Below are 24,683 nucleotides of genomic sequence, written 5' to 3'. Positions count from 1 at the left end.
AACTTCCGCGGCTTATTGTAAAATAAAGATGGCGTTTTCGGACGCCATCCATTTTTTTGTTGGAGGTAAAAAATGAGCAGACCAGTCGTAGCCATTGTCGGGCGTCCGAATGTCGGAAAATCTACGCTTTTTAATACATTGGCAGGAGAGAGAATCTCCATTGTAAAAGACACTCCGGGTGTCACAAGAGACCGCATTTATGCGGATGTCACATGGCTGAACTATAATTTTACATTGATTGATACCGGTGGAATCGAACCGGACAGCGGGGATGTGATCCTTTCCCAGATGCGTGAACAGGCAGAGATTGCGATTGCCACGGCAGATGTGATCATGTTTATCACGGATGTGCGTCAGGGACTGCAGGATGCGGATGCAAAAGTAGCGGACATGCTGCGCAGATCCAAAAAGCCGGTGGTTCTGGTGGTAAATAAAGTGGACAGTTTTGAAAAATTTATGCCGGATGTGTATGAATTTTACAATCTCGGAATCGGAGAACCGTATCCGGTTTCCGCTTCTTCCATGCTAGGACTTGGAGATATGCTGGATGAAGTGGTGAAATATTTCCCGGAAGGATCGGAAAATCAGCCGGAGGATGAAAGACCGAAGGTAGCCATTATCGGAAAGCCGAATGTCGGGAAATCATCCCTGATCAACAAGCTGGCACAGGAAGACCGTGTAATCGTATCGGATATCGCGGGAACTACCAGAGATGCCATCGATACAGACATTAAATACAACGGAAAAGAATATGTATTTATTGATACGGCGGGGCTTCGCCGCAAAAACAAGATCAAAGAGGAGATTGAGCGCTACAGTATTATCCGTGCAGTTACCGCTGTGGAACGCGCGGATGTGGTGATCATCGTTATTGATGCCACCGAAGGAGTAACCGAGCAGGATGCCAAGATTGCCGGAATTGCACATGACAGAGGAAAAGGTATCATTATTGCGGTTAACAAATGGGATGCCATCGAAAAGGATAACAACACGGTGAAGAAACATACCGAGAAAATCCGTCAGATCTTAAGCTTTATGCCGTATGCAGAGATTTTGTTTATTTCTGCAAAGTCCGGTCAGCGTCTGAATAAGATTTTTGAAATGATCGATGTTGTCATTGAGAACAACAGTATGCGTGTTGCAACGGGTGTTTTAAACGAAATCGTGACGGAAGCAGTTGCCATGCAGCAGCCACCGACCGATAAAGGAAAAAGACTCAAGATTTATTATGTAACACAGGTTGCGGTAAAACCGCCGACGTTTGTTGTATTTGTCAATGACAAGAATCTGATGCATTTTTCGTACACCAGATATCTGGAGAACCGTATCCGCGATACATTTGGATTCCGTGGCACGGCTCTTAAATTCATCACGAGGGAGCGAAAGGAAGACTAGTTATGATCGTCGCAAGAATCATTGCATTACTGATTGGATATGGATTCGGTCTGTTTCAGACGGGATATCTGTATGGGAAAAGCAAAGGGATTGATATCCGCAAGCAGGGAAGCGGAAATGCAGGTACGACAAATTCTCTGCGGGTACTTGGATGGAAAGCCGGTATTATTACATTTGCCGGAGATCTTCTGAAAGCAGTATTTGCCGTACTTCTTGTAAAACTGATTTTTCACGGAACGTATGGGGATGATACAAAGGTGCTGGAACTGTATGCCGGGTTTGGAACAGTCTTAGGACATAATTTTCCGTGCTATCTGCAGTTCCGCGGCGGAAAGGGAATTGCCTGTACGACAGGCGTCATCCTTGCCGTCTGTCCTCCGGCAGTAATCTGCTGTGCCGTTGGATTCCTGATTATTGTGGGAATTACCCGGTATGTTTCGGTGGGTTCCATATTTCTGGTATCGGCCTATCTGGTACAGGCGATTATTTTCGGACAGCTTGGCTGGTTAAAAATCAGCGGAGCCAGCCGGATCGAGTTTTACATACTGAGTGCATGTTTTACCGGCATGGCGATTTGGAGACACCGTGCGAATATTGTTCGTCTGATGAATGGAACAGAGAACAAATTCGGAACGAAAAAAGGAGATAAATGATATGGCAAAGGTAGGAGTGATCGGAGCTGGCAGCTGGGGCATTGCGCTGGCAAAGCTTCTTCGCACCAATGGAAATGAAGTAACGGTATGGTCGATTGTGGAAGAGGAAGTTGCCATGCTTCGCAGGGAGCATGAGCATGTCGATAAACTTCCGGGAGTGAAACTTCCGGAGGATGTTCGATTTACAACAGATTTAAAAGAAGCAGTAACCGGAAAGGAATTTCTCGTTCTTGCGGTACCATCCGTGTTTACCAGAAGCACGGCCAAAAGCATGGCCGCGTATATGACAGAGGGACAGATTATCGTCTGCGTGGCAAAGGGAATTGAGGAGGACACTCTGATGACGATTTCCGATGTGGTAGAACAGGAAATTCCTTGTGCAGATGTTGCAGTTATGTGTGGACCATCACATGCGGAGGAAGTTGGGGTCGGGCTTCCGACAACCGTTGTGGCAGGAGCAAAAACAGAAAGCACAGCAGAAAAAATCCAGGATTTGTTTATGAATGAAGTGTTCCGTGTCTATACCAGCCCGGACATGCTTGGCATGGAACTGGGCGGATCATTAAAAAATGTGATTGCACTTGCTGCAGGAATGGCGGACGGACTCGGATACGGGGATAACACCAAAGCGGCCCTGATTACCCGCGGCATTGCAGAGATTGCGGGACTTGCTGTAAAGATGGGGGCAAAAGTGGAGACACTCTGCGGACTGACCGGTATCGGAGACCTGATTGTCACCTGTGAGAGCCGTCACAGCAGAAACCGCAAGGCGGGTATGCTGATCGGACAGGGGTATACCATGAAGCAGGCTACCGACGAAGTGAAAATGGTCGTAGAGGGAATTTATTCGGCCAAGGCAGCACTTGCTCTGGCAAAAAAGTATGATGTGGAGCTTCCGATTATAGAAGAAGTGAATAAAGTACTGTTCGATGACAAACCGGCAAAGGAAGGTGTAAAGGATCTGATGGTCCGCGAAAAACGTGTGGAGCATCTGAATCTGAAGTGGGAAAACTGATATGCAGAAAATCAAGATTAAATATTTTACAGACAAAATCGAACCGCTGGATTACATTGAAGGAAAATCCGATTGGATTGATATGCGGGCTTCGGAAGAAGTAACTTTAAAAGCGGGAGAGTTTGCACTGATCCCGCTTGGCGTGGCAATGGAACTTCCAAAGGGATATGAGGCACATCTTGTGCCGCGCAGTTCCACATTTAAAAACTGGGGAATTATCCAGACAAACAGTGTTGGAATTGTAGATGGTTCCTATTGCGGGGACAACGATATGTGGCGGATGCCGGTTTATGCAACCAGGGATACCGTGATCCACGTAAATGACCGCATTGCACAGTTTCGAATCGTGGAAAATCAGCCGGAGATTGTATTCGAAAAGGTGGAACATCTGACGGGGAAAGATCGCGGTGGCTTTGGCAGTACCGGATTATCATAACAATAACAGCAACAGGAGAAGGAGGATTATACTATGGAAGATCGTATGATGAAATTTTATTCAAAAGAAAGCAACATGCTGGCGCTGCATGCCATGCACGGACATTTTGCAACGAGTCATTCCCACATTAATTATTATGTGGATGTGACAAGTATCAAGACACGTGTGGCGGAAGCAAAACAGGCGGCACATGTACTGTATTCGAGAATTCCAAAGACAAAATACGTGGATACAATTGTATGTATGGATGGTACAGAAGTGGTCGGTACGTTTTTGACAGAAGAAATCCAAAACGGTGGAATTATGGGAACGACCAACCAGCATGAGACGGTGTATGTAATTTCTCCGGAGATCAACAGCAACAACCAGATGCTGTTCCGTGACAATAACAAGGGTGCGATCAAAGGAAAGCATGTGGTGCTTCTTTTAGCAACTACGACAACCGGTGAGACGATCCGCAGAGCACTCGAGTGTATCCAGTATTACGGAGGAGAGATCGAGTGGGTGGCTTCTTTATTCGGAACGATCAATTCGGTAGACGGCGTAGAAGTCGAGACACTTTTTGATGAAAATGATGTCACCGGATATGCGGCATATCCGGTTGCAGACTGTCCGCTCTGCCGGCAGGGACAAAAGATTGAGGCGATGGTTAACGGTTTTGGATATTCAAAGCTGTAATTTTTGGGGGCATTGTTTACAACAATGTCCCCTTTCGTTATTTCGCCAAGAAACCATGTAAATATTTGGACGGATTGACGGTGGCAATTTCGGGCAGATTCCGTTATCATACATTTATCAGGAAGTTTAAAGAAACTTCATCTAAAGAAAAAATAACGAAAAGCAAAAATCAGGAGGTTTTTCAAATGGCAAGTTTATCATTAAAAAATGTTTGCAAAGTATATCCAAACGGATTTGAGGCAGTAAAAGATTTCAATCTGGATGTTGCAGATAAAGAGTTTATCATCTTCGTAGGACCATCTGGATGTGGTAAATCTACAACACTTCGTATGATCGCAGGTCTGGAGGAAATTTCTTCCGGTGATCTGATCATCGACGGAAAAGTAATGAACGATGTAGAGCCAAAGGATCGAGATATCGCAATGGTATTCCAGAACTACGCTCTGTATCCACATATGACAGTATTTGATAACATGGCATTCGGTCTTAAGTTAAGAAAAGTTCCGAAGGATGAGATCAAAGCAAAGGTTGAGGAAGCCGCAAGAATCCTTGATCTGGAGAAGTTACTGGATCGTAAGCCAAAGGCTCTTTCCGGTGGACAGAGACAGCGTGTTGCCATGGGTCGTGCAATCGTTCGTAACCCTAAGGTATTCCTTATGGATGAGCCTTTATCCAACCTGGATGCAAAACTTCGTGTACAGATGAGATCTGAGATCGCTTCTTTACATAACAGATTAGGTGCTACAATCATCTACGTAACACATGATCAGACAGAGGCTATGACTCTTGGAACCAGAATCGTTGTATTAAAAGATGGTGTTATCATGCAGGTTGATTCTCCACAGAAGTTATACAATGAGCCTAACAACTTATTCGTAGCTGGATTCATCGGATCTCCACAGATGAACTTCATCGATGCAAAGTGCTCTATCCAGGGTGACAAGGCTACATTAACATTTGGTGATTACTCTGTAGTTCTTCCAGATTACAAGGCTAAGAAGCTTGAAGAAGGCGGATACAATGGAAAGACAGTTGTATTAGGTATCAGACCAGAAGATATCTCTGATGATCCTGAGATGATCCAGAAGAATGGTGACTGTGTCATCGAGTCTGATGTAACAGGATACGAGTTACTTGGTGCAGAAGTATTACTGTACTACTCTGTAGCTGGTGCAAACATGACTGCAAGAGTAGATTCTGATACACCTGCTCGTTATGGCGATCATATCAAGCTTGCATTTGATCCTCATAAGATTCATGTATTCGACAAGGAAACAGAATTGACAATTACCAACTAGTCCGTTAAAATTATATAGTTGTAAATCTTGAGCCCGGGTGTTTGTATTTACACCCGGGTTCTTTCAAATAATAGGAGAGTATATGCTTTCAAATCAGAAATTACAGAATTCATTAAACGAAATTAAAGAGATCAGCCGCATGGATACGGCGTTGTTTACAGCCAAGGGGAAGCTGGTAGCACACACGGAAGACATGCCGTTACCAGAGGCGTTAGAACAGCAGGTGGTCGTTGATTTCGCAGAATCGCTTGCTGAAAAACAGACCTATCAGGATTATCATTTATACAAAGTGATGGTGGAAGGGGAAACGGAATACATATTAGTCTGTCTGGTGAATGAGGAATCATTTCTTGTATGCGCACAGATGGCAGTCTGTCAGATCCGGAATCTGGTTATGAGTTTTGCGGAGCAGTTTGACCGCAATAATTTTATGCAGAATATCCTTCTGGGGAATATGCTGATTGTAGATATTTACGGAAAAGCCAAAAAGCACCATATCCAGGAAGTGCCGCGTGTTGTTTTCGTCATTGATACAGGAAGTAAAAATAACGATGTGGCGATGGAACTGGTAAAAAATCTGGCAGATATTCGTTCAAAAGATTTTGTGACCTGCGTGGATCAGCACAGTATTGTACTGGTAAAAGATGTTTCTCATATAAAAGAGGAGGAGATGGAAGATCGTCTGTCAAAAATTGCAGGCAGTCTTGCAGATAATTTACATATGGAAGCAATGATCCGTGTGCGTGTCGGCTATGGAAATGTTGTGACACAGCTGCCGGAAATTGCGGAATCGTATCAGGAAGCGCGGATGGCACTCGAAGTCGGCCGTGTTTTTTATGCAAAGTATGACACAATTTCTTACGGAAAGCTTGGCATCGGGCGTCTGATTTACCAGCTTCCGATGAGTTTATGTAATATGTTTATCAAAGAGGTATTCGGTGAGAAAATTCCGGACATCTTAGATGATGAGGAAGCAATGTCTACTATCAATAAATTTTTTGAGAATAATCTGAATATATCAGAGACGGCAAGACAGCTGTATGTGCACCGCAATACTCTGGTATATCGTCTGGAACGTATCGAGAAAGCAATCGGACTGGATATCCGTACGTTTGACGATGCGATGACTTTTCGGATTGCAGTGATGGTGATTGCTCACATGAGAGATCAAATGTAATTTAGCAGGATAGTAAGGAGATAGAGGAACATGTCAGGATATGATGCAAGCAGTATATCGGTACTGGAGGGGCTTGAAGCGGTCCGGAAACGTCCGGGAATGTATATCGGAAGTACAACGACCAAAGGACTCAATCATCTGATCTATGAGATTGTCGATAATTCTGTAGATGAGCATCTGGCGGGTGCCTGCGATAAAATCTGGGTCACCCTTGAGGCAGATGGTTCCTGTACGGTAGAGGACAACGGACGTGGAATTCCGGTTGGCATGCATGCGAAGGGAGTATCGGCTGCCCGCGTTGTATTTTCTACGTTGCACGCAGGAGGAAAATTCGATAACAATGCTTATAAGACAAGTGGAGGACTGCATGGTGTCGGATCTTCGGTAGTCAATGCACTTTCCACCTATATGGATGTGGAAATCAGCCAGGGCGGATATGTGTATCATGACCGCTATGCACAGGGACATCCGGTGGTAGAGCTCGAAGATGGACTTCTTCCAAAGATCGGAAAGACCAAAAAGACCGGAACAAAGATTAATTTTCTTCCAGATCCGGAAATCTTTGAAAAGACCAGATTCCGGGAAGACGATGTGAAAAGCCGGATGCATGAGACTGCTTATCTGAATCCGAAACTGACGATTATTTACGAGGACCGCAGAAAACCGGAAGTGGAACATATAGAGTTTCATGAACCGGATGGAATCGTTGGATTTGTCAAAGATCTCAACAACAATCTTGAGGTACTGCATGATGTCATTTATTTCAAAGGGGAAAGTGAAGGCATTGAGGTAGAAGCTGCTTTCCAGTATACAAGTGAGTTCCATGAGAATATCATGGGATTTTGTAATAATATCTACAATTCCGAAGGTGGGGCACATCTGACAGGCTTTAAGACAGCTTTTACGACGATTATCAATTCTTATGCCAGAGAACTTGGAATTTTAAAAGAAAAGGATGCAAACTTTAACGGTACAGATGTGCGAAACGGAATGACAGCAGTCATTTCCATCAAACATCCGGACCCACGGTTTGAGGGACAGACAAAGACCAAGCTGGATAATCAGGATGCAAACCGCGCGACAGCGAAAGTGACAAGTGATGAAGTTCCATTATTTTTTGACAAGAATTTAGAAACCTTAAAGACGGTCATTGGCTGTGCAGAAAAAGCGGCAAAGATAAGAAAAGCAGAGGAAAAGGCGAGAACCAATCTGTTGACCAAGCAGAAGTTTTCCTTTGACTCGAATGGGAAATTGTCCAATTGTGAGAGCCGCGACGCGTCAAAGTGTGAGATTTTTATCGTGGAGGGAGATTCTGCCGGCGGTTCCGCAAAAATGGCGAGAAATCGTATGTATCAGGCGATTATGCCGATCCGCGGAAAGATCTTAAATGTAGAGAAAGCAAGTATCGACAAGGTGCTTGCCAATGCGGAAATTAAGACGATGATTAACGCATTCGGCTGTGGTTTTTCGGAAGGGTATGGAAATGATTTTGATATCAGTAAGCTGCGCTATGACAAGATTATTATCATGGCAGATGCCGACGTGGACGGGGCACATATTTCCACGCTGCTTCTGACACTGTTTTACCGGTTTATGCCGGAACTGATTTTTGAAGGACATGTGTATGTGGCGATGCCGCCATTGTACAAAGTGATTCCGTCAAAAGGGAAAGAAGAGTACCTTTATGATGATGCGGCACTGGAAAAATACCGGAAAACACATACCGGAAGTTTTACGTTGCAGCGTTATAAAGGTCTCGGAGAGATGGATGCGGAGCAGCTGTGGGAGACTACGTTAAATCCGCAGACACGTGTCATGAAGCGCGTAGAGATTGAAGATGGCCGTATGGCATCGGATGTCACCGCCATGCTGATGGGCACGGATGTGCCGCCGCGGAAGGCCTTTATTTATGAACATGCAAACGATGCGATCTTAGATGTATAGATCTGATCAGATTTTCTGGGAGTGAGGAAGAAACAAAATGGAACAGAGTATCATTCGTACCGAGTATTCGGAATTGATGCAAAAATCATATATTGACTATGCGATGAGTGTCATCATTGCCCGTGCGCTGCCGGATGTCCGTGACGGATTAAAGCCGGTGCAGCGTCGTACCCTTTACGATATGTATGAACTGGGAATCCGCTATGACAAACCGTATCGTAAGAGTGCACGTATTGTCGGAGATACCATGGGTAAATATCATCCGCATGGAGATTCTTCCATCTATGATGCGCTGGTTGTTATGGCACAGGATTTCAAAAAAGGACTGCCGCTGGTAGACGGACATGGAAATTTCGGCTCCATAGAAGGGGATGGCGCCGCTGCCATGCGATACACAGAGGCACGTCTGCAGAAAGTGACACAGGAAGCGTATCTGGCGGATCTGGACAAAAATGTTGTAGATTTCATGCCGAATTTTGATGAGACGGAAAAAGAACCGGTTGTTTTACCAGTCAAGGTGCCGAACCTTTTAGTCAACGGTGCGGAAGGGATCGCTGTCGGTATGGCAACTTCCATTCCACCGCATAATTTTGGCGAGGTGATTGACGGAGTGATCGCCTATATGAAAAATCCGGATATCACGACCGCAGAGATGATGCAGTATATTCCGGGACCGGATTTCCCGACCGGAGGCATCATTGCCAATAAGGATGACCTGCCGGCAATCTATGAGTCCGGCATCGGCAAGATCAAGATTCGTGGCAAAATTGAGATCGAAAAGGGCAAAGGTGGCAAAGACCGTATGGTAATCACGGAGATTCCGTATACCATGATCGGAGCCAATATCGGGAAGTTTTTAAATGATGTTTACGGTCTGGTAGAATCCAAGGCAACGAGTGACATTACCGATATTACCAATCAGTCATCCAAAGAAGGAATCCGTATTGTTCTGGAGCTGAAAAAGGGAGCAGATATCGAGGCTTTGGAGAATCTGCTGTACAAGAAAACCAAGCTGGAAGACACCTTTGGTGTCAATATGCTTGCGGTAGCGGATGGCAGACCGGAGACGATGGGCGTCGTGCCGATCATCCGTCATCATGTGAAATTCCAGTATGAGATTGCAACCAGAAAGTACCAGACCCTTCTGGCGAAAGAACAGGACAAAAAAGAAATCCAGGAAGGACTGATCCGCGCCTGCAATGTCATTGATCTGATCATTGAGATTTTACGCGGCAGCCGCAGCATCAAAGATGCAAAAGCCTGTCTGACAGACGGAAATACCGATCATATTACCTTTAAGAATCCATCTTCAAAGATCATGGCACAGCAGTTAAATTTTACGGATCGTCAGGCACAGGCCATTCTGGAAATGCGTCTGTATAAACTGATCGGTCTGGAAATTGAAGCATTGATGAAAGAACATGATGAGACACTGGAAAATATTGCAAAATACGAGGATATTTTAGAGCATCGTTCTTCCATGGCAAAAGTAATCATCAAAGAGCTGACCGCGTTTAAAAAAGCTTATGGCAAAGAGCGCAAAACCGTGATTGACAATCTGAAAGAAGCTGTAGTTGCAGCAAAGAAGATCGAGGAGCAGGATGTTGTCTTTCTGATGGACCGCTTCGGATATGCAAAGATTGTGGATACTTCTGTCTATGAGAGAAATAAAGAGGCGGCAAACGCGGAATACAGGCATATCTTTACGTGCAAAAATACGGATAAAATCTGTATCTTTACGGACAAGGGACAGATGCATCTGCTAAAAGTGCTTGATCTTCCATATGGAAAATTCCGGGATAAAGGAACACCGATTGACAACCTCTGCAATTATGACAGTAAAGAAGAGAATGTTGTATATCTGGCAGGTCTTGAACATGTCAGCTCGCACAGGATGTTATTTGGCACAAAATATGCCATGATCAAAGTTGTGGACGGTATGGAATTTGTGGTCGCAAAAAAGACAACGGCGGCAACAAAGCTGGGAGAGGAAGATGAAGTACTAACGGTATGTCCGCTGGAAGAAAATGATACACTGGTGATGGCAACAAAGAAAGATATGTTTCTTCGGATTGACTGTGCACAAATTCCGCAGAAAAAGAAAGGTGCGGTGGGCGTGCGTGGCATGAAACTGGCTGCCGGGGATGAACTGAAAAGTATTCATGTGCTGCATGAAGGTGAGGAGAAAGAGGTCGAGGTGAAAGGAAAGCCGGTTGCCCTGCATCGTCTGCATGTGGGAAACCGTGATACCAAAGGAGTAAAGAAATAATGAACACCATTTTGTTTGATCTGGACGGAACGCTTATTGATTCTTCCGAGGGAATCATAAAATGTGTTTTATATACGCTTGATTTTTACGGAATTAAGGAGCCGGATACGGAAAAATTATACCGGTTTATCGGGCCGCCGCTTTCGGAGAGTTTTGAAAGATATTATGGATTTTCGCATGAAAAAGCGTATGAGGCTGTGCAGAAATACCGGGAACGGTACAATACGACGGGAATTTTTGAGTGTAAGTTATATCCGGGTGTGGAAAAGTGTATCCGTACATTAAAAGAACAGGGATACCGGATTGGCATGGCATCTTCCAAGCCGGAAGTATCCTGCAAACGGATTCTGGAGCATTTTGGAATTCTTCCGCTTTTTGATGATGTGGTAGGTGCAACATTTGATGGTACACGGGATAAAAAATCCGAGATTCTTAAGGAAGTCATGCACCGCTGGAGTCATATTCCAAAATCCGAGATGTGTCTGATCGGGGATACGATGTTTGATGTCAACGGGGCGAAAGAACTTGGAATTGCGTGTCTTGCGGTCAGCTTTGGTTTTGGAGATGTAAAGGAAATGAAAGAGGCAGGCGTGATCGGTGTGTGCGATTCTATGGAAGAACTGCCGGGCATGTTAAAGAAACAATAAAGAAAAACGGGAGGGTATATCATGGAAACTTTTAAGGAGACGCTGAGAAAGATCTGGTATATCTTATACCCGTTTCTTTTTTATTATGCGGTGATGCTGATTATTATGACAATTGCACAGTGGGCATTTGGAGGAGATGCCACACATTATGTGTTCTGTCAGCTGATTGCCACTGTTTTTACAATTCCATCCATGCTTCCGTTTTATCGTCAGGGACAGGCACTGGCAGGGATTGCAAAGCAGCCGTTTGGAATCAGCCGGGAGCGTATCTGTCATGCGCTTTTTGCGGCTGGGATTATGGCGTGCCTTGGAATTTCCCTGAACAATCTCATATCCATGACGAAACTGACGGAAATTTCGATGGGTTACCAGCAGGCAAATACCGATTTTTACGGAAGTACAATAGGAATGGAAATTCTTTGTCTGGCAGTGTTTACCCCGATTCTGGAGGAACTGGTATTCCGGGGGATTCTTTTTGGAAGATTAAAAGATATGCTGTCGAAACCGTTTGCGGTTGGAATTTCGGCACTGATTTTTGCAGCCGTGCATGTCAATATCGTGCAGTTCATTTACGCACTGATTCTCGGTGTGGTGCTCGCACTTCTGATGGATCGCGCGGGAAATGTCTATGCATCCATGATCGGACATATGACGGCAAATTTTATTGCGGTAGTCCGGACGGAAACGCATTGGCTGGATTTCAGTGTCAGGGGAGATGCGGTCGCATGGATATTTTCCCTGATGATACTGGGAGTTGGGATTGTGCTGATGTGGAGGTATTTGTCTGACAGAAAAACAATCGCCTAAATAAAAGACAATAAAAAAAGGAGTACAAAAGAAGATGAAATGTTTATGGAAAAAAGTAATTTGCGGGGCACTTGTGGCTGGAATGCTGGCACAGTGCCCACAGAGTATTTATGCAGAAGATGCCGCAAATACTGCCACGGTAACGGATACCGAGAGTAATCATGTAACACCGGATACTACGCAGCAGCCGGATGATACAAAACAGCCGGGAGATACGCAGCAGCCGGATGATACCAAACAGCCGGGAGATATCCAGCAGCCAGATGATACCCAACAGCCGGAAGAACTGCCAAAGCCTTCTGCCGTGGAGGGACTGCATACAACAAAACAGGGAAAAACAAAGGTATATCTGGAATGGGAAAAAAGCAGCGATGCCACTTCCTATGTGATTTACCGGAAAACAGCCGGAGGGGAATACAAAAAACTTGCTGAGAGCAGCAAGCCATCCTATACCGATAAAAACGTATCATCCGGTAAGACATATACATATAAAATTGTTGCAAAAAACGAGCAGAAGGAAGCGGATGAGGCTGCAAAAGTCACGTTTTCGAATACAGAGGCCGTACAGATCCGGTCACAGAAGTATACATACAGCCAGATGAAAAAAGACATGCAGGAACTGGCACAGCAGTACAGTGATTACTGTGAGATGACCAAAATCGGAACTTCTGTGCAGGGACGTGGAATCTATGATTTTGCAATCGGAAACCCGGATGCAGAGGAATCCCTTCTGATTGTCAGTACATTGCATGCCAGAGAGTATATCTGTTCTGCAGTCATGATGAAGGAAATCCAGTATTATCTGGAAAATTATAACGGAACCATCGGTGGTGTCAAAATGTCAAATGTCCTCCAGAAGATGCAGATCCATTATATTGTCATGGCAAACCCGGATGGGGTGACGATTTCCCAGACAAAACATTCCAGATGGAAATCCAATGGACGTGGGGTGGATTTAAACCGGAATTTTCCGGCAAAACATTTTATTCCAGGTGGGAAAAAAGGGGAACAGGGATATTCCGGACCAAAAGCACTGAGCGAGCCGGAGTCCTATGCAGTAGCAACGCTGACCAGACAGCTGATGAAACAGCAAAATCTGCAGGGTGTGGTGAATTACCATGCCATGGGAAGAATTATTTACGGGGACTGTACGAAAGGAAGCCTGAAAAAAGATACCTATAAAATGTATGATATCGCAAAGAAAATTACCGGATACAGCAAAGCCCCGGATAGCGGCAGCGGAAAGTCCTGGGGAGGACAGTACCGGGAGTATGTGATGGATCTGCTTAATAAACCTTCCATTACCATTGAGATTGGAAGTTCAGTAGCACCGTGCCCGCACTGGCAGTATGAGATCGAATTCCAGAAAAACAGATATGTTGTTGTGCGGATTGCAAATGCATTGAAATAGAAAAAAATCAGGATACTTTGACGCATCTGCCGGATTATGCTAGTATAGGGGAAACAGCTGACAGATGAGGAGAGTAAAAATGGCATACATATTTTTTGATATAGACGGAACGCTGTGGGATGAAAAAATGCAGATTCCGGAAAGTACAATTCCAACCATCAGACAATTGCACAAAAACGGACATAAGACATTTCTGTGCAGTGGAAGATCCCGCAGCAATATAAACGATAAGCGGCTGCTTGGGATCGGCTTTGACGGAATTGTTGCAGCATGCGGAAACCATGTGGAGATGGATGGAAAGGTTCTGTATGAAAATATTCTTTCCCCGGAACTGACAGAAAAAATTGTCCGGGTCATGGAAGAATGCCGGATGCCGATTGTGCTGGAAGGCCCGGACTGCCACTGGATAGATAAAGAAAATTTCAGGACGGATCCCTATGTGCTGTATCTTTTTGAGGCAATGGGAGCATCTGCTAAAATATTAAAAGGTTATTCACCGGAGATCCGCATTAATAAAATGTCAGGGGATATCCTGCCAACAACCGATTATAAACGGGTGCGCAAGGAGCTGGATGCGGATTTTGACTGTCTCGAACACGAGGGACATGTTGTGGAATTTGTTCCGAAAGGAACATCGAAAGCGACCGGGATAGACTGGCTCTGCAGGCATATGGGTATTAAAAATGAGGATACCTATGCGATTGGTGACAGTGTCAATGATCTGGATATGCTTTCTTTTGTGGGACATGGAATTGCCATGGGAAACGGAACACCTCCGGCAAAAGAGGCGGCTGAATTTGTGACAACGGATATCTACGATGATGGAATAAAGCATGCAATGGAACACTATGGATTAATATAGAGTCTGAATCGAGGCAGAAATGAAAAAAAGAATTACAGAGTACCGGAAACGTGTGGACCGGCTTCTGGCAGACGAAGAAGAGAAAACATATGAGGAATGGGAATGTATTTTGGAAGAACATCTGGTTCAGATTGGATTTTTCCAGCACGAACGTCTGATTCATCTGATTGTAACGGTTACATTTGCTGTGATAACGGTACTGTCGTTGTTTGCTCCGCTTTTGACGGGGATCATGACACTCTATGGTTTTACCATGCTGCTCCTTGTGCTTCTTGTGCCGTATATTTTTCATTATTATACACTTGAAAACGAAACACAAAAAATGTATGCACAGTACGATGAAATAATAAAGCATACAAAGAAAGTGAATTCCGGGAATCTAAAAAAAATATAAAAATTGAGTATCACTGTTGACAATGAAAAACAACAGTGATATTTTATTTACAGAAAGAGTTAGCACTCGAATAAAGTGAGTGCTAGTAAAGGCGAAAAGGAGGCTATTTGTAATGAAATTAGTGCCATTAACAGACAGAGTAGTATTAAAACAGTTAGAAGCAGAAGAGACTACCGCATCCGGTATCGTATTACCGGGAGCAGCACAGGAGAAGCCACAGGAAGCAGAAGTAATCGCTGTAGGTCCTGGCGGAGTAGTAGACGGAAAAGAAATCGTTATGCAGGTAAAAGAAGGCCAGAAAGTAATCTATTCCAAATATGCAGGGACAGAAGTAAAACTGGATGGGGAAGAGTACATTATCGTAAGACAGAATGATATTCTTGCAATTGTTGAGTAGTTTTTATAAATTGGAAATTATAGGCTGAATTTTAAAGAAGAGAGGTTATTGTAGTCATGGCAAAAGAGATTAAATATGGTTCAGACGCCAGAGCAGCACTTGGTGCAGGTGTCGATAAATTAGCAAATACCGTTCGTGTAACATTAGGACCGAAAGGACGTAACGTTGTACTGGATAAATCCTTTGGTGCTCCACTGATCACAAACGATGGTGTAACAATCGCAAAAGAAGTGGAGCTTGAGGATGCATTTGAGAACATGGGTGCACAGCTCGTAAAAGAAGTTGCAACAAAGACCAATGATGTTGCTGGTGATGGTACAACTACCGCTACCGTTTTAACACAGGCTATGGTTCAGGAAGGAATGAAGAACCTGGAAGCAGGAGCAAATCCGATCGTGTTAAGACGTGGTATGAAAAAGGCAACAGATGCTGCTGTTGAGGCATTAAAGGAAATGAGCCAGAAGGTTAAGGGCAAGGAGCAGATTGCAAAAGTTGCAGCTATTTCTGCTGGTGACGAAGGGGTTGGTAATCTGGTAGCAGATGCTATGGAGAAAGTTACCAACGATGGTGTCATCACAATTGAAGAATCCAAGACCATGCAGACAGAGCTTGATCTGGTAGAAGGTATGCAGTTTGACAGAGGTTATTTATCTGCTTATATGTGCACCGATATGGATAAGATGGAAGCAAATCTCGATGATCCATATATCTTAATCACTGACAAGAAGATTTCCAATATTCAGGATATCCTGCCACTGCTGGAGCAGATCGTACAGTCCGGTGCAAGACTTCTGATTATCGCTGAGGATATCGAGGGAGAAGCACTTACCACACTGATCGTAAACAAACTGCGTGGTACATTCAATGTAGTAGCTGTCAAGGCTCCTGGATATGGTGACAGAAGAAAGGCTATGCTTGAGGATATCGCTATCCTTACCGGTGGTCAGGTAATCAGTTCCGATCTTGGATTAGAGCTGAAAGATACCACCATGGATATGCTCGGACGTGCAAAATCCGTTAAGGTTCAGAAAGAGAACACCGTTATCGTGGATGGCGCCGGAGACAAGGATAAGATTCAGGGACGTATCAAACAGATCCGTGGACAGATCGAGGAAACTACTTCTGAATTTGACAAAGAAAAGTTACAGGAAAGACTTGCAAAGATGGCAGGCGGCGTAGCAGTCATCCGTGTCGGTGCTGCAACAGAGACCGAGATGAAAGAAGCAAAGCTTCGTATGGAAGATGCCTTAAATGCTACCCGTGCAGCAGTCGAGGAAGGTATTATCGCAGGTGGTGGATCTGCATATATCCATGCTTCCAAGAAGGTTGCAGAGCTTGCTGATACCTTAGAGGGAGACGAGAAGACAGGTGCGAAGGTTATCTTAAAAGCACTGGAAGCTCCGTTATATTACATTGCAGCAAACGCAGGTCTCGAAGGCGCTGTTATCATCAATAAAGTAAAAGAATCTGCAGCAGGAACCGGTTTCAACGCAGCTACAGAAGAATACGTTGATATGGTAGAGTCTGGAATTCTTGATCCAGTCAAAGTTACAAGAAGTGCCCTGCAGAATGCAACATCCGTTGCTTCTACCTTACTTACTACAGAGTCTGCAGTTGCAAACATTAAGGAGGATACTCCTGCAATGCCAGCTGGCGGTGCTCCGGGAATGGGCGGAATGATGTAATCGGACATAACCGTTGCGTTATAAAGTAAACATAGTATCAAAAACTATGTGAAATAGATATGAAAAGCCTTGAAAATCAAGGCTTTTCATTTTTTTTGTCCTATGATATGATAGTAAAAGCGTAACGGTTCAAAGACAAAGGAACCGTTTGGAAAAACAACGAAAATCAGGAGTGGAAAAAATGAGTCGAGTGATTGTTGTAACGGACAGTAACAGTGGTATTACACAAAGCGAGGCAAAAGAACTTGGCGTAGTGGTAATGCCGATGCCTTTTTATATTAACGGACAGATGTTTTATGAAGATATTGACCTGACACAGGAGCAGTTTTATCAGAAACTCAAAGAGGGCGGAGAGATCAAAACCTCCATGCCGCTGGTTGGAGATGTGACCGATAAATGGGATGAACTTTTGAAAGAATACGATGAAATTGTATACATACCGATGTCTTCGGGCTTAAGCAGTTCCTGTGAGACGGCATATATGCTTTCCCAGGACTATGACGGAAAAGTACAGGTAGTCAATAACCAGCGTATTTCCGTAACAATGCGGCAGTCCGTGCTCGATGCCAAAATGCTGGCAGAGCAGGGAAAAGGTGCAGAAGAAATCAAAGAGATTCTGGAAAAGGAAAAATTTGAATCCTCTATATACATTATGGTCGATACACTGGAGTATCTGAAAAAGGGCGGACGTATTACACCGGCTGCAGCAGCACTGGGAACCTTACTGAAACTGAAACCGGTATTACAGATCCAGGGAGAAAAGCTGGATGCATTTGCAAAGGCACGTACGGTAAAGCAGGCAAAAACCATCATGACCGAAGCTATGAAAAATGATTTTGAGAAGCGTTTTCACAGCCCAAATGGGGAGAAGATGAATCTGGAACTGGCCTATACATTTGACACTGCAGCCGCTGAGGCATTCAAAGAAGAAGTGCAGGCTGTCTTTCCGGACAATGAGATCGTCATGCAGCCACTGTCATTATCCATTGCCTGTCATATCGGACCGGGAGCACTTGCGATCGCATGTTCCAAAAAGATTGAAGCGTAGCAGGCAGCTTTTGGAAACTTTAATATGCTAACAAATTAAAGTTTATGACTTGTAATTTCAGTGGGAATCCTTTATAATCATAAAGTAAAAACGGATGGGTTTTTACACCTGTCCGTTTTCGTGCGTAAAAAAGTGCGCACGGAAAGTTAAAGCAGACATACAGGAGGAATAAAAGATGGTTAAAGCAGTTGTTGGCGCTAACTGGGGCGACGAAGGCAAAGGCAAGATTACGGACATGCTTGCAAAGCAGGCCGATATTATTGTACGTTTTCAGGGAGGTGCGAACGCAGGACACACAATCGTAAATGACTACGGAAAGTTTGCATTACATACACTTCCGTCCGGAGTATTTTACAGTCATACAACGAGTGTGATTGGAAATGGTGTGGCACTTGATATTCCACGTCTTTTCAAAGAGATTAAGTCCATCACAGACCGCAACGTTCCGATGCCAAAGATTCTTGTGTCCAACCGTGCACAGATTGTGATGCCGTATCACGTACTGTTTGATCAGTACGAGGAGGAACGTCTGGGAGGAAAATCTTTCGGATCGACAAAATCTGGTATTGCTCCGTTTTATTCAGATAAATACGCAAAGATCGGTTTCCAGGTAAGTGAACTTTTCGACGATGAACTGTTAAAAGAAAAGGTAGCACGTGTTGCAGAACAGAAGAATGTTATCTTAGAGCATCTGTATCACAAGCCACTGATTGATACCGATGAATTATTAAATACATTACATGAGTACCGCGATATGGTAGCTCCATATGTATGTGATGTTTCCTTATTCCTGGACAAGGCACTCAAAGAAGGAAAGACGGTTCTCTTAGAAGGACAGCTTGGAACATTAAAAGATCCGGATCACGGAATTTATCCAATGGTTACCTCATCTTCCACACTGGCTGCATACGGTGCAATCGGGGCAGGAGTTCCGCCATATGAGATCAAACAGATCATTACCGTATGTAAGGCATATTCTTCTGCTGTAGGTGCCGGTGCATTTGTAAGTGAGATTTTCGGAGATGAGGCAGACGAACTTCGCCGTCGCGGTGGAGATGGTGGAGAGTTCGGTGCAACCACCGGACGTCCGAGAAGAATGGGATGGTTCGACTGTGTAGCCAGCAAATATGGCTGTCGTCTGCAGGGAACAACCGATGTGGCATTTACGGTACTTGATGTATTAGGATATCTGGATGAGATTCCGGTATGTACCGGATACGAGATCAACGGAGAAGTGACAACCGAATTTCCGGTTACCAGTCTCTTGGAGAAGGCAAAGCCGGTACTCACAAAGCTTCCGGGATGGAAATGTGACATCCGCGGTATCAAGAAGTATGAAGAACTTCCGGAAAATTGCCGCAAGTACATTGAGTTTATCGAGGGACAGATTGGATATCCGATCACCATGGTTTCCAACGGACCGGGAAGAGATGATATCATTTACCGTGAGTCTTCTCTGAACAAGTAATCGAAACAAGTAACAGAGCCTGTAAAAAGCAGCGAATCGAATCTGATCCGGTTTGCTGCTTTTAGAGTATAAGAAAGCCTATGCAGATAGAAGTAATAATTGAAAAAAAATCACATAAACTTGATGCAGAAGAAGGAAAAACCATTTTAGAGACACTTCAGGAACATGGAATCCATGTGCTGACGGCACCATGCGGTGGCAGGGGAAGATGCGGAAAGTGTACCGTAGAGGTGGAACATATGGGGGAGGTACTCGCCTGTATGACAAAAGTAACCGATGGGATGCGCATCACAATTCCGGAGGTGCAGCTTCGTGCACAGAAGTCTAAAATTGCAGAAAACGGAACTGTCACACATTATCCGGCGGATGACGGAGAAGGGCTGGATGCGGCATGCGATATCGGCACAACGACAGTAGTCTGCCATCTGATTGATGGAAAGACAGGAGAAAAGCTGGCAACGGTCAGTGAACCAAGCGCACAGAGAAGCTTTGGTGCGGATGTGCTTTCACGCATTCAGGCATCTGAAGCAGGAAAACTGGAGATATTAAAAGAACAGATCATTTTTCAGATTGCACAGATGCTTCGGACGCTGCAGAAAAAAGCAGGGAGAGAGGAACAGATTCACCGTCTTGCCGTGGTGGGAAATACGGTAATGTGTCATCTGTTTGCGGGAATTTCGCCTGTTTCCATCGGGGTGACGCCGTTTATGCCGCAGGAATTCTTTGGAAAAGAGTATACCGGAGAGCAGCTTGGACTTACGGATTGCAGATCGGTATACATAGCACCGGCGGTTGCCGGATTTGTCGGAGGGGATATTACTTCGGATCTTTTGGCAGTGATGCAGAAGAACCCCAAAGAGAAAGTGCTTCTTCTGGATATTGGAACGAACGGAGAGATGGCGGTCGGAAACGAAGAGCAGATTTACTGCTGTGCCACGGCGGTCGGATCTGCATTTGAAGGTGCGGAGATGGCGATGGGAATGCCGGCAGCGGTCGGAGCAATATCCCATGTCTGGCTTGACCAGCGGAGAATCCGAGTGCAGGTAATCGGAGACGAGGAGGCATGTGGTATTTGCGGTTCCGGTCTGATTGATGCACTTGCGGTTATTTTAGAGATGGGGCTTCTTGATCACACAGGATTGTTAAAGCAGAAACAGTCGGTCTCAGTTGCTTACCGGAAATATCTGGGAGAATATGCCGGACAGCCATGTGTCTGGCTGGCACATAAGGTATGTGTGACGCAGGAAGATATCCGGGGACTACAGCTTGCAAAGGCAGCATTTGCAGCCGGAATGCGGATTCTGCTGCAGGATAGCCACACTCCGTATGAACAGCTGGATCATGTCGTTCTTGCTGGTGGTTTTGGCAGCTATCTGAAAAAAGAATCGGCAGCGGCGATTGGACTGATTCCAAAGGAATTACTTCCGATTACGGAGTCGGTTGGAAACGCGGCCGGAGAAGGTGCGGTATCCGCAGCTATTTCCCAAAAAGCAAGAGAGCAGCTTTTAACAATCCGGAAAAGTATGCATTATATAGAGCTGTCTACCCATCCGGATTTTTCGCAGGAATATATGGATCAGATGGATTTTGACGAAAGTAAGCGATAGAAAGGAAAAAAATGATAGAACTGATTGAGGTATTAAAAGCCGTTTTATTTGGAATTGTGGAAGGCGTGACCGAGTGGCTTCCCATTAGCAGTACCGGACACCTGATTCTGCTGAATGAAGTGGTCAAACTGAAGGTAAGTGATGAATTTTACAGCATGTTTGAGGTCGTAATCCAGCTGGGGGCGATTCTTGCAGTCGTTGTTTTATTCTGGAGTCAGATCTGGCCGTTTGGAAGAAAAAATAACGTGGCACCTTTGGCAAAACGGGGACCGGGCGCATGGATCAAAACAGATATTTTTAAATTGTGGTTTCATATTCTGGTTTCTGTCATTCCGGCAGCGGTGATTGGTATTCTCGCGGATGACTGGGTGGAGAAACATTTTTACAATTACCAGATGGTATCTGTCATGCTGATTCTGTTTGGTATTGCGTTTATTCTGATTGAGAATTCCCATAAAGGGAAAAATGTCAGAATCCATACGCTTGCGGATATCGGTTACGATACGGCACTTTTTATCGGCCTGTTTCAGCTGATCGCTGCGATCTTTCCGGGAACCTCCCGGTCCGGTGCAACGATTGTCGGAGCACTTTTGATCGGGGTGTCCAGAACTGTTGCGGCAGAGTATACGTTTTTCCTTGCCATTCCGGTTATGTTTGGTGCCAGTATCCTAAAGATTGCAAAGTTTGGACTGGATTTTTCGACATCTGAGGTCATTATCCTGTTTGTAGGATGTGTCATTGCATTTGTGGTTTCCCTGATCGTTATCCGTTTTCTGATGGGATATATTAAAAAACATGATTTCAAGGTGTTTGGATATTACAGGATCATTCTTGGCATTTTTGTGCTGGCGTGTGGATTTTTAGGAGCATTACATGCTTAAACTATATATCCGGCCGGTCTGTTTCCAGCGTCCGGAAGAAGAGGAGAATTCGCTGTCTCTTCTTGTGGAGAGCCGCAGGGAGAAAGTAAGAACAATAAAAGGAAAAGAAAACCGCAGCAGATCCATTGCGGCGGGTCTTCTGCTCCGGCATATGCTGCTGGAAGAACAGATCCCTTATGCCGAAGAATCTTTTGGGCTGGAAGGACATGGAAAGCCGCGTCTGAAAAAAGATGGGGTTTTCTTTAATTTAAGCCATGCGGGAGCATACGCAGTGGGAGCACTGTCGGATGTCCCGGTAGGTGTGGATGTGGAACAGCAGAACCGTTTTTGGCAGGAAGCCCGCAATCAGAAGCTGGCAAAGCGGATATTAACGGAAGCGGAATGGAACTGGTGGAAAGATGCCGGGGATGATCCGCAGGAACTGCTCCGGTTCTGGACAAGAAAAGAAAGCTATGTGAAAATGACCGGGGAAGGAATGACAAAGGCATTTCATACCGTGGATACCCTGCATGGGAAATACTATAAAGAAATTCCGCTGGGAACCATAAAAGACAGATATCTGATCAGTGTCTGTACGCAGGAAGATAGGACTTGCGATTTTGTATGTAAAATGTTAGATTAATATCTGGAGGCAGAATATGCATGATGAATTAACAAAAAAGGATATTGAAAAAATGGAGGCAGAGATCGAGCACCGGAAGCTGGTGGTTCGGAAGGAAGCCCTCGAAGATGTAAAAGAAGCACGTGCCCAGGGAGACCTGAGCGAAAATTTTGAATATAAGGCAGCCAAAAAGTTTAAAAACGAAAATGAAAGCCGTATCCGTTATCTGGAAAAAATGATCAAGACAGCAGTGATTGTTTCTGAAGACTCTCCGGAAGATGAAGTTGGAATGAACAATACCGTCGATATTTATTTTGAAGAGGACGATGTGACGGAAACATATAAACTGGTGACAACAGTCAGAAGCAATTCACTGAAAAATCTGATCAGCCGGGAATCACCGCTTGGCGCAGCTATTTTCGGGCATAAAGCCGGAGATCGCTGTGAAGTTCATGTAAATGATAATTATTCCTATTTTGTACAGATTAAGCGTATTGTCAATACTGTGGATGACGGCACAGATGAGCTTCGAAAATTTTAACAACAGGAGACAAAAATAAAATGAAAGTATCGGAAATTTTAAAGAAGAATGAGGTGACCATCTCATGTGAGATTTTTCCACCAAAACAGGGAGCACAGCTGCAGAATTATAAGGCAATTGCAGCAGAAATCGCAAAGCTGAAACCGGCATATATCAGCTGTACATATGGAGCAACCGGTGGAACGAGTGATTATACCGTAGAGATCGCAGATGCGATCAACTCTTATGGGGTGCCGGCAATCGCACATCTGACCTGCGTCTCTTCCACAAGAGAAAAGGTACATACTGTAATCTATGAGCTGAAAGAGCGCGGAATCGAAAACATCCTTGCACTTCGCGGGGATATTCCGACAAACACGGATTTTCCGCTTCCGGATCAGTATCACCATGCGATTGAGCTGATTCGTGAGATCAGGGAGGCAGGAGACTTCTGTATCGGCGGTGCATGTTATCCGGAGGGACATCCGGAGGCTGCCAATATGAATGAAGATCTGGATCATCTGAAAGAAAAAGTGGATGCAGGCTGTGAATATCTGACCACACAGATGTTTTTTGATAATAACATTTACTATCGTTTTCTGTATAAGGCACTTGCAAAAGGAATTGATGTTCCGGTGACTGCCGGAATCATGCCGGTTACCAATGCAGCACAGGTGAAGCGGACAATTTCCCTGACAGGAAACCTCGTTCCAGCCAAATTTTTGAGTATTGTGGATCGGTTTGGGGATAATCCTGCAGCCATGAAACAGGCTGGAATTGCCTATGCAACCGAGCAGATCATTGATCTGATTGCCAATGGAGTCAACCACATTCATATTTATTCCATGAATAAACCGGATGTCGCAGCGGCGATCATGAATAATCTGTCACAGATTTATGTGAGAGAGCAGGCATAAGAATGAAGAAAAAGGAAGAACAGCTGGTCCGTAAAGTGACCGATATGATACAAAAAACGCGGGAAGGAAAACTGCACTGGGATATTCAGTGCCAGACTACCGAGTACAACGATCCGGCGAAGAAACCAGTGGAAACCGAAGAGGGAGAGACATGGGTGATTGATGAGTGTTTTGTTTCCTATCACTGTATGGATCAGGAAAAAGAATTTCTATTGGTTTCTTATGAGCAGATTTATACCTGCGGAGAAAAAAAGAAGTCCTGCAATTTAATTTTCCAGCCACCGCTTGGCATCCGCTTCTTCGATGTGGATGTTTTAGCTCCGTATGCAGTGGAGGCGGATCAGATGCTGGTCTACGAAGTACATATGCTGTGGCTGACCGTGCTGGAGCAGTACAAGAAGGAGCCGCAGAACATCGAGCTGGATGTGACAGGGCGCGAGCTGGTACTGCAGCAATAAACATGAATATACAATGTGTATAATAAGTTAAAAAAACCTCTGGAATTTTTAGACAAAATTTCCAGAGGTTTTTTGGCAGTTTTTCCAACTTTATTTCGTATACATTTTCAAGTAT

Annotated in this window: 24 protein-coding genes; all 24 read left to right on the top strand. The window is 44.6% G+C overall.

Features of this window, described 5'->3' with window-relative positions; translation table 11 throughout:
- Positions 1–72 precede the first annotated feature (72 nt).
- Positions 73–1,395 carry a ribosome biogenesis GTPase Der gene (gene der / locus DXD06_RS07315; protein ID WP_022045110.1) on the top strand — a complete coding sequence of 441 codons (1,323 nt, stop codon included), beginning with the start codon at positions 73–75 and terminating at the stop codon, positions 1,393–1,395.
- 2 nt (positions 1,396–1,397) lie between these two features.
- On the top strand, positions 1,398–2,048 hold the full coding sequence (plsY, locus tag DXD06_RS07310) for a glycerol-3-phosphate 1-O-acyltransferase PlsY (RefSeq protein WP_117831207.1): 651 nt from the start codon (positions 1,398–1,400) through the stop codon (positions 2,046–2,048).
- A 1-nt stretch (position 2,049) separates the two neighbouring features.
- The gene (locus DXD06_RS07305) at positions 2,050–3,063 is read left to right on the top strand and encodes an NAD(P)H-dependent glycerol-3-phosphate dehydrogenase (protein WP_117831206.1); all 1,014 of its coding nucleotides are present in this window, start codon (positions 2,050–2,052) and stop codon (positions 3,061–3,063) included.
- A gap of 1 nt (position 3,064) precedes the next feature.
- Positions 3,065–3,499, top strand: coding sequence for a dUTP diphosphatase (locus tag DXD06_RS07300; protein ID WP_022045113.1), 435 nt, complete (start codon positions 3,065–3,067; stop codon positions 3,497–3,499).
- A 33-nt stretch (positions 3,500–3,532) separates the two neighbouring features.
- Complete coding sequence (locus DXD06_RS07295) at positions 3,533–4,177, top strand: orotate phosphoribosyltransferase (protein WP_117831205.1); 645 nt, start codon at positions 3,533–3,535, stop codon at positions 4,175–4,177.
- A gap of 185 nt (positions 4,178–4,362) precedes the next feature.
- Positions 4,363–5,475, top strand: a complete 1,113-nt coding sequence (locus DXD06_RS07290; RefSeq protein ID WP_117831204.1) for an ABC transporter ATP-binding protein — start codon at positions 4,363–4,365, stop codon at positions 5,473–5,475.
- 82 nt (positions 5,476–5,557) lie between these two features.
- A complete protein-coding gene (locus DXD06_RS07285) occupies positions 5,558–6,652 on the top strand; it encodes a PucR family transcriptional regulator (RefSeq protein WP_117831203.1) in 1,095 nt (364 codons plus the stop codon).
- Between the two features lie 30 nt (positions 6,653–6,682).
- Positions 6,683–8,596 (top strand): DNA gyrase/topoisomerase IV subunit B, encoded by a 1,914-nt coding sequence (locus DXD06_RS07280; protein WP_117831202.1) that lies wholly within the window; start codon positions 6,683–6,685, stop codon positions 8,594–8,596.
- A gap of 37 nt (positions 8,597–8,633) precedes the next feature.
- The gene (locus DXD06_RS07275; protein WP_117831201.1) at positions 8,634–10,865 is read left to right on the top strand and encodes a DNA gyrase/topoisomerase IV subunit A; all 2,232 of its coding nucleotides are present in this window, start codon (positions 8,634–8,636) and stop codon (positions 10,863–10,865) included.
- Positions 10,865–11,512 (top strand): HAD hydrolase-like protein, encoded by a 648-nt coding sequence (locus DXD06_RS07270; protein WP_117831200.1) that lies wholly within the window; start codon positions 10,865–10,867, stop codon positions 11,510–11,512. The genes DXD06_RS07275 and DXD06_RS07270 overlap by 1 nt, the downstream gene beginning before the upstream one ends.
- A gap of 21 nt (positions 11,513–11,533) precedes the next feature.
- The gene (locus tag DXD06_RS07265; protein WP_117831199.1) at positions 11,534–12,319 is read left to right on the top strand and encodes a CPBP family intramembrane glutamic endopeptidase; all 786 of its coding nucleotides are present in this window, start codon (positions 11,534–11,536) and stop codon (positions 12,317–12,319) included.
- A 34-nt stretch (positions 12,320–12,353) separates the two neighbouring features.
- Complete coding sequence (locus tag DXD06_RS07260) at positions 12,354–13,730, top strand: M14 family zinc carboxypeptidase (protein ID WP_117831198.1); 1,377 nt, start codon at positions 12,354–12,356, stop codon at positions 13,728–13,730.
- A 79-nt stretch (positions 13,731–13,809) separates the two neighbouring features.
- Positions 13,810–14,592 (top strand): Cof-type HAD-IIB family hydrolase, encoded by a 783-nt coding sequence (locus DXD06_RS07255; RefSeq protein ID WP_243000911.1) that lies wholly within the window; start codon positions 13,810–13,812, stop codon positions 14,590–14,592.
- A gap of 19 nt (positions 14,593–14,611) precedes the next feature.
- Positions 14,612–14,986, top strand: a complete 375-nt coding sequence (locus DXD06_RS07250; RefSeq protein WP_022045123.1) for a hypothetical protein — start codon at positions 14,612–14,614, stop codon at positions 14,984–14,986.
- 112 nt (positions 14,987–15,098) lie between these two features.
- A complete protein-coding gene (groES, locus tag DXD06_RS07245; RefSeq protein WP_022045124.1) occupies positions 15,099–15,383 on the top strand; it encodes a co-chaperone GroES in 285 nt (94 codons plus the stop codon).
- A gap of 56 nt (positions 15,384–15,439) precedes the next feature.
- Positions 15,440–17,068, top strand: coding sequence for a chaperonin GroEL (gene groL / locus DXD06_RS07240; RefSeq protein WP_117831196.1), 1,629 nt, complete (start codon positions 15,440–15,442; stop codon positions 17,066–17,068).
- A 181-nt stretch (positions 17,069–17,249) separates the two neighbouring features.
- Positions 17,250–18,116, top strand: a complete 867-nt coding sequence (locus tag DXD06_RS07235) for a DegV family protein (protein ID WP_117831195.1) — start codon at positions 17,250–17,252, stop codon at positions 18,114–18,116.
- Positions 18,117–18,291: 175 nt separating this feature from the next.
- Positions 18,292–19,584, top strand: coding sequence for an adenylosuccinate synthase (locus tag DXD06_RS07230; protein ID WP_117831194.1), 1,293 nt, complete (start codon positions 18,292–18,294; stop codon positions 19,582–19,584).
- Between the two features lie 80 nt (positions 19,585–19,664).
- On the top strand, positions 19,665–21,191 hold the full coding sequence (locus tag DXD06_RS07225; RefSeq protein ID WP_117831193.1) for an ASKHA domain-containing protein: 1,527 nt from the start codon (positions 19,665–19,667) through the stop codon (positions 21,189–21,191).
- Between the two features lie 14 nt (positions 21,192–21,205).
- A complete protein-coding gene (locus DXD06_RS07220) occupies positions 21,206–22,072 on the top strand; it encodes an undecaprenyl-diphosphate phosphatase (protein WP_117831235.1) in 867 nt (288 codons plus the stop codon).
- Complete coding sequence (locus DXD06_RS07215; protein WP_117831192.1) at positions 22,065–22,694, top strand: 4'-phosphopantetheinyl transferase family protein; 630 nt, start codon at positions 22,065–22,067, stop codon at positions 22,692–22,694. Before DXD06_RS07220 ends, DXD06_RS07215 begins: the two co-directional genes overlap by 8 nt.
- Before the next feature lie 16 nt (positions 22,695–22,710).
- Positions 22,711–23,214 (top strand): GreA/GreB family elongation factor, encoded by a 504-nt coding sequence (locus tag DXD06_RS07210; protein ID WP_117831191.1) that lies wholly within the window; start codon positions 22,711–22,713, stop codon positions 23,212–23,214.
- A 20-nt stretch (positions 23,215–23,234) separates the two neighbouring features.
- The gene (metF, locus tag DXD06_RS07205) at positions 23,235–24,110 is read left to right on the top strand and encodes a methylenetetrahydrofolate reductase [NAD(P)H] (RefSeq protein WP_117831190.1); all 876 of its coding nucleotides are present in this window, start codon (positions 23,235–23,237) and stop codon (positions 24,108–24,110) included.
- Between the two features lie 2 nt (positions 24,111–24,112).
- Positions 24,113–24,568 (top strand): hypothetical protein, encoded by a 456-nt coding sequence (locus DXD06_RS07200; RefSeq protein WP_117831189.1) that lies wholly within the window; start codon positions 24,113–24,115, stop codon positions 24,566–24,568.
- The last annotated feature ends 115 nt before the right edge of the window (positions 24,569–24,683 follow it).

Origin of the sequence: Roseburia sp. TF10-5 (assembly GCF_003462365.1) — a bacterium.
Taxonomy (GTDB): Bacteria; Bacillota; Clostridia; order Lachnospirales; family Lachnospiraceae; genus Roseburia; species Roseburia faecis.
Note: the sequence above shows the minus strand (reverse complement) of the source record. Positions and strands in the feature narration are given on the sequence as shown.

Bases quoted from the DNA above. Each gene is read 5' to 3' on its own strand.
- der (WP_022045110.1), top strand. From the start codon at position 73: ATGAGCAGACCAGTCGTAGCCATTGTCGGGCGTCCGAATGTCGGAAAA.
- plsY (WP_117831207.1), top strand. From the start codon at position 1,398: ATGATCGTCGCAAGAATCATTGCATTACTGATTGGATATGGATTCGGT.
- DXD06_RS07305 (WP_117831206.1), top strand. From the start codon at position 2,050: ATGGCAAAGGTAGGAGTGATCGGAGCTGGCAGCTGGGGCATTGCGCTG.
- DXD06_RS07300 (WP_022045113.1), top strand. From the start codon at position 3,065: ATGCAGAAAATCAAGATTAAATATTTTACAGACAAAATCGAACCGCTG.
- DXD06_RS07295 (WP_117831205.1), top strand. From the start codon at position 3,533: ATGGAAGATCGTATGATGAAATTTTATTCAAAAGAAAGCAACATGCTG.
- DXD06_RS07290 (WP_117831204.1), top strand. From the start codon at position 4,363: ATGGCAAGTTTATCATTAAAAAATGTTTGCAAAGTATATCCAAACGGA.
- DXD06_RS07285 (WP_117831203.1), top strand. From the start codon at position 5,558: ATGCTTTCAAATCAGAAATTACAGAATTCATTAAACGAAATTAAAGAG.
- DXD06_RS07280 (WP_117831202.1), top strand. From the start codon at position 6,683: ATGTCAGGATATGATGCAAGCAGTATATCGGTACTGGAGGGGCTTGAA.
- DXD06_RS07275 (WP_117831201.1), top strand. From the start codon at position 8,634: ATGGAACAGAGTATCATTCGTACCGAGTATTCGGAATTGATGCAAAAA.
- DXD06_RS07270 (WP_117831200.1), top strand. From the start codon at position 10,865: ATGAACACCATTTTGTTTGATCTGGACGGAACGCTTATTGATTCTTCC.
- DXD06_RS07265 (WP_117831199.1), top strand. From the start codon at position 11,534: ATGGAAACTTTTAAGGAGACGCTGAGAAAGATCTGGTATATCTTATAC.
- DXD06_RS07260 (WP_117831198.1), top strand. From the start codon at position 12,354: ATGAAATGTTTATGGAAAAAAGTAATTTGCGGGGCACTTGTGGCTGGA.
- DXD06_RS07255 (WP_243000911.1), top strand. From the start codon at position 13,810: ATGGCATACATATTTTTTGATATAGACGGAACGCTGTGGGATGAAAAA.
- DXD06_RS07250 (WP_022045123.1), top strand. From the start codon at position 14,612: ATGAAAAAAAGAATTACAGAGTACCGGAAACGTGTGGACCGGCTTCTG.
- groES (WP_022045124.1), top strand. From the start codon at position 15,099: ATGAAATTAGTGCCATTAACAGACAGAGTAGTATTAAAACAGTTAGAA.
- groL (WP_117831196.1), top strand. From the start codon at position 15,440: ATGGCAAAAGAGATTAAATATGGTTCAGACGCCAGAGCAGCACTTGGT.
- DXD06_RS07235 (WP_117831195.1), top strand. From the start codon at position 17,250: ATGAGTCGAGTGATTGTTGTAACGGACAGTAACAGTGGTATTACACAA.
- DXD06_RS07230 (WP_117831194.1), top strand. From the start codon at position 18,292: ATGGTTAAAGCAGTTGTTGGCGCTAACTGGGGCGACGAAGGCAAAGGC.
- DXD06_RS07225 (WP_117831193.1), top strand. From the start codon at position 19,665: ATGCAGATAGAAGTAATAATTGAAAAAAAATCACATAAACTTGATGCA.
- DXD06_RS07215 (WP_117831192.1), top strand. From the start codon at position 22,065: ATGCTTAAACTATATATCCGGCCGGTCTGTTTCCAGCGTCCGGAAGAA.
- DXD06_RS07210 (WP_117831191.1), top strand. From the start codon at position 22,711: ATGCATGATGAATTAACAAAAAAGGATATTGAAAAAATGGAGGCAGAG.
- metF (WP_117831190.1), top strand. From the start codon at position 23,235: ATGAAAGTATCGGAAATTTTAAAGAAGAATGAGGTGACCATCTCATGT.
- DXD06_RS07200 (WP_117831189.1), top strand. From the start codon at position 24,113: ATGAAGAAAAAGGAAGAACAGCTGGTCCGTAAAGTGACCGATATGATA.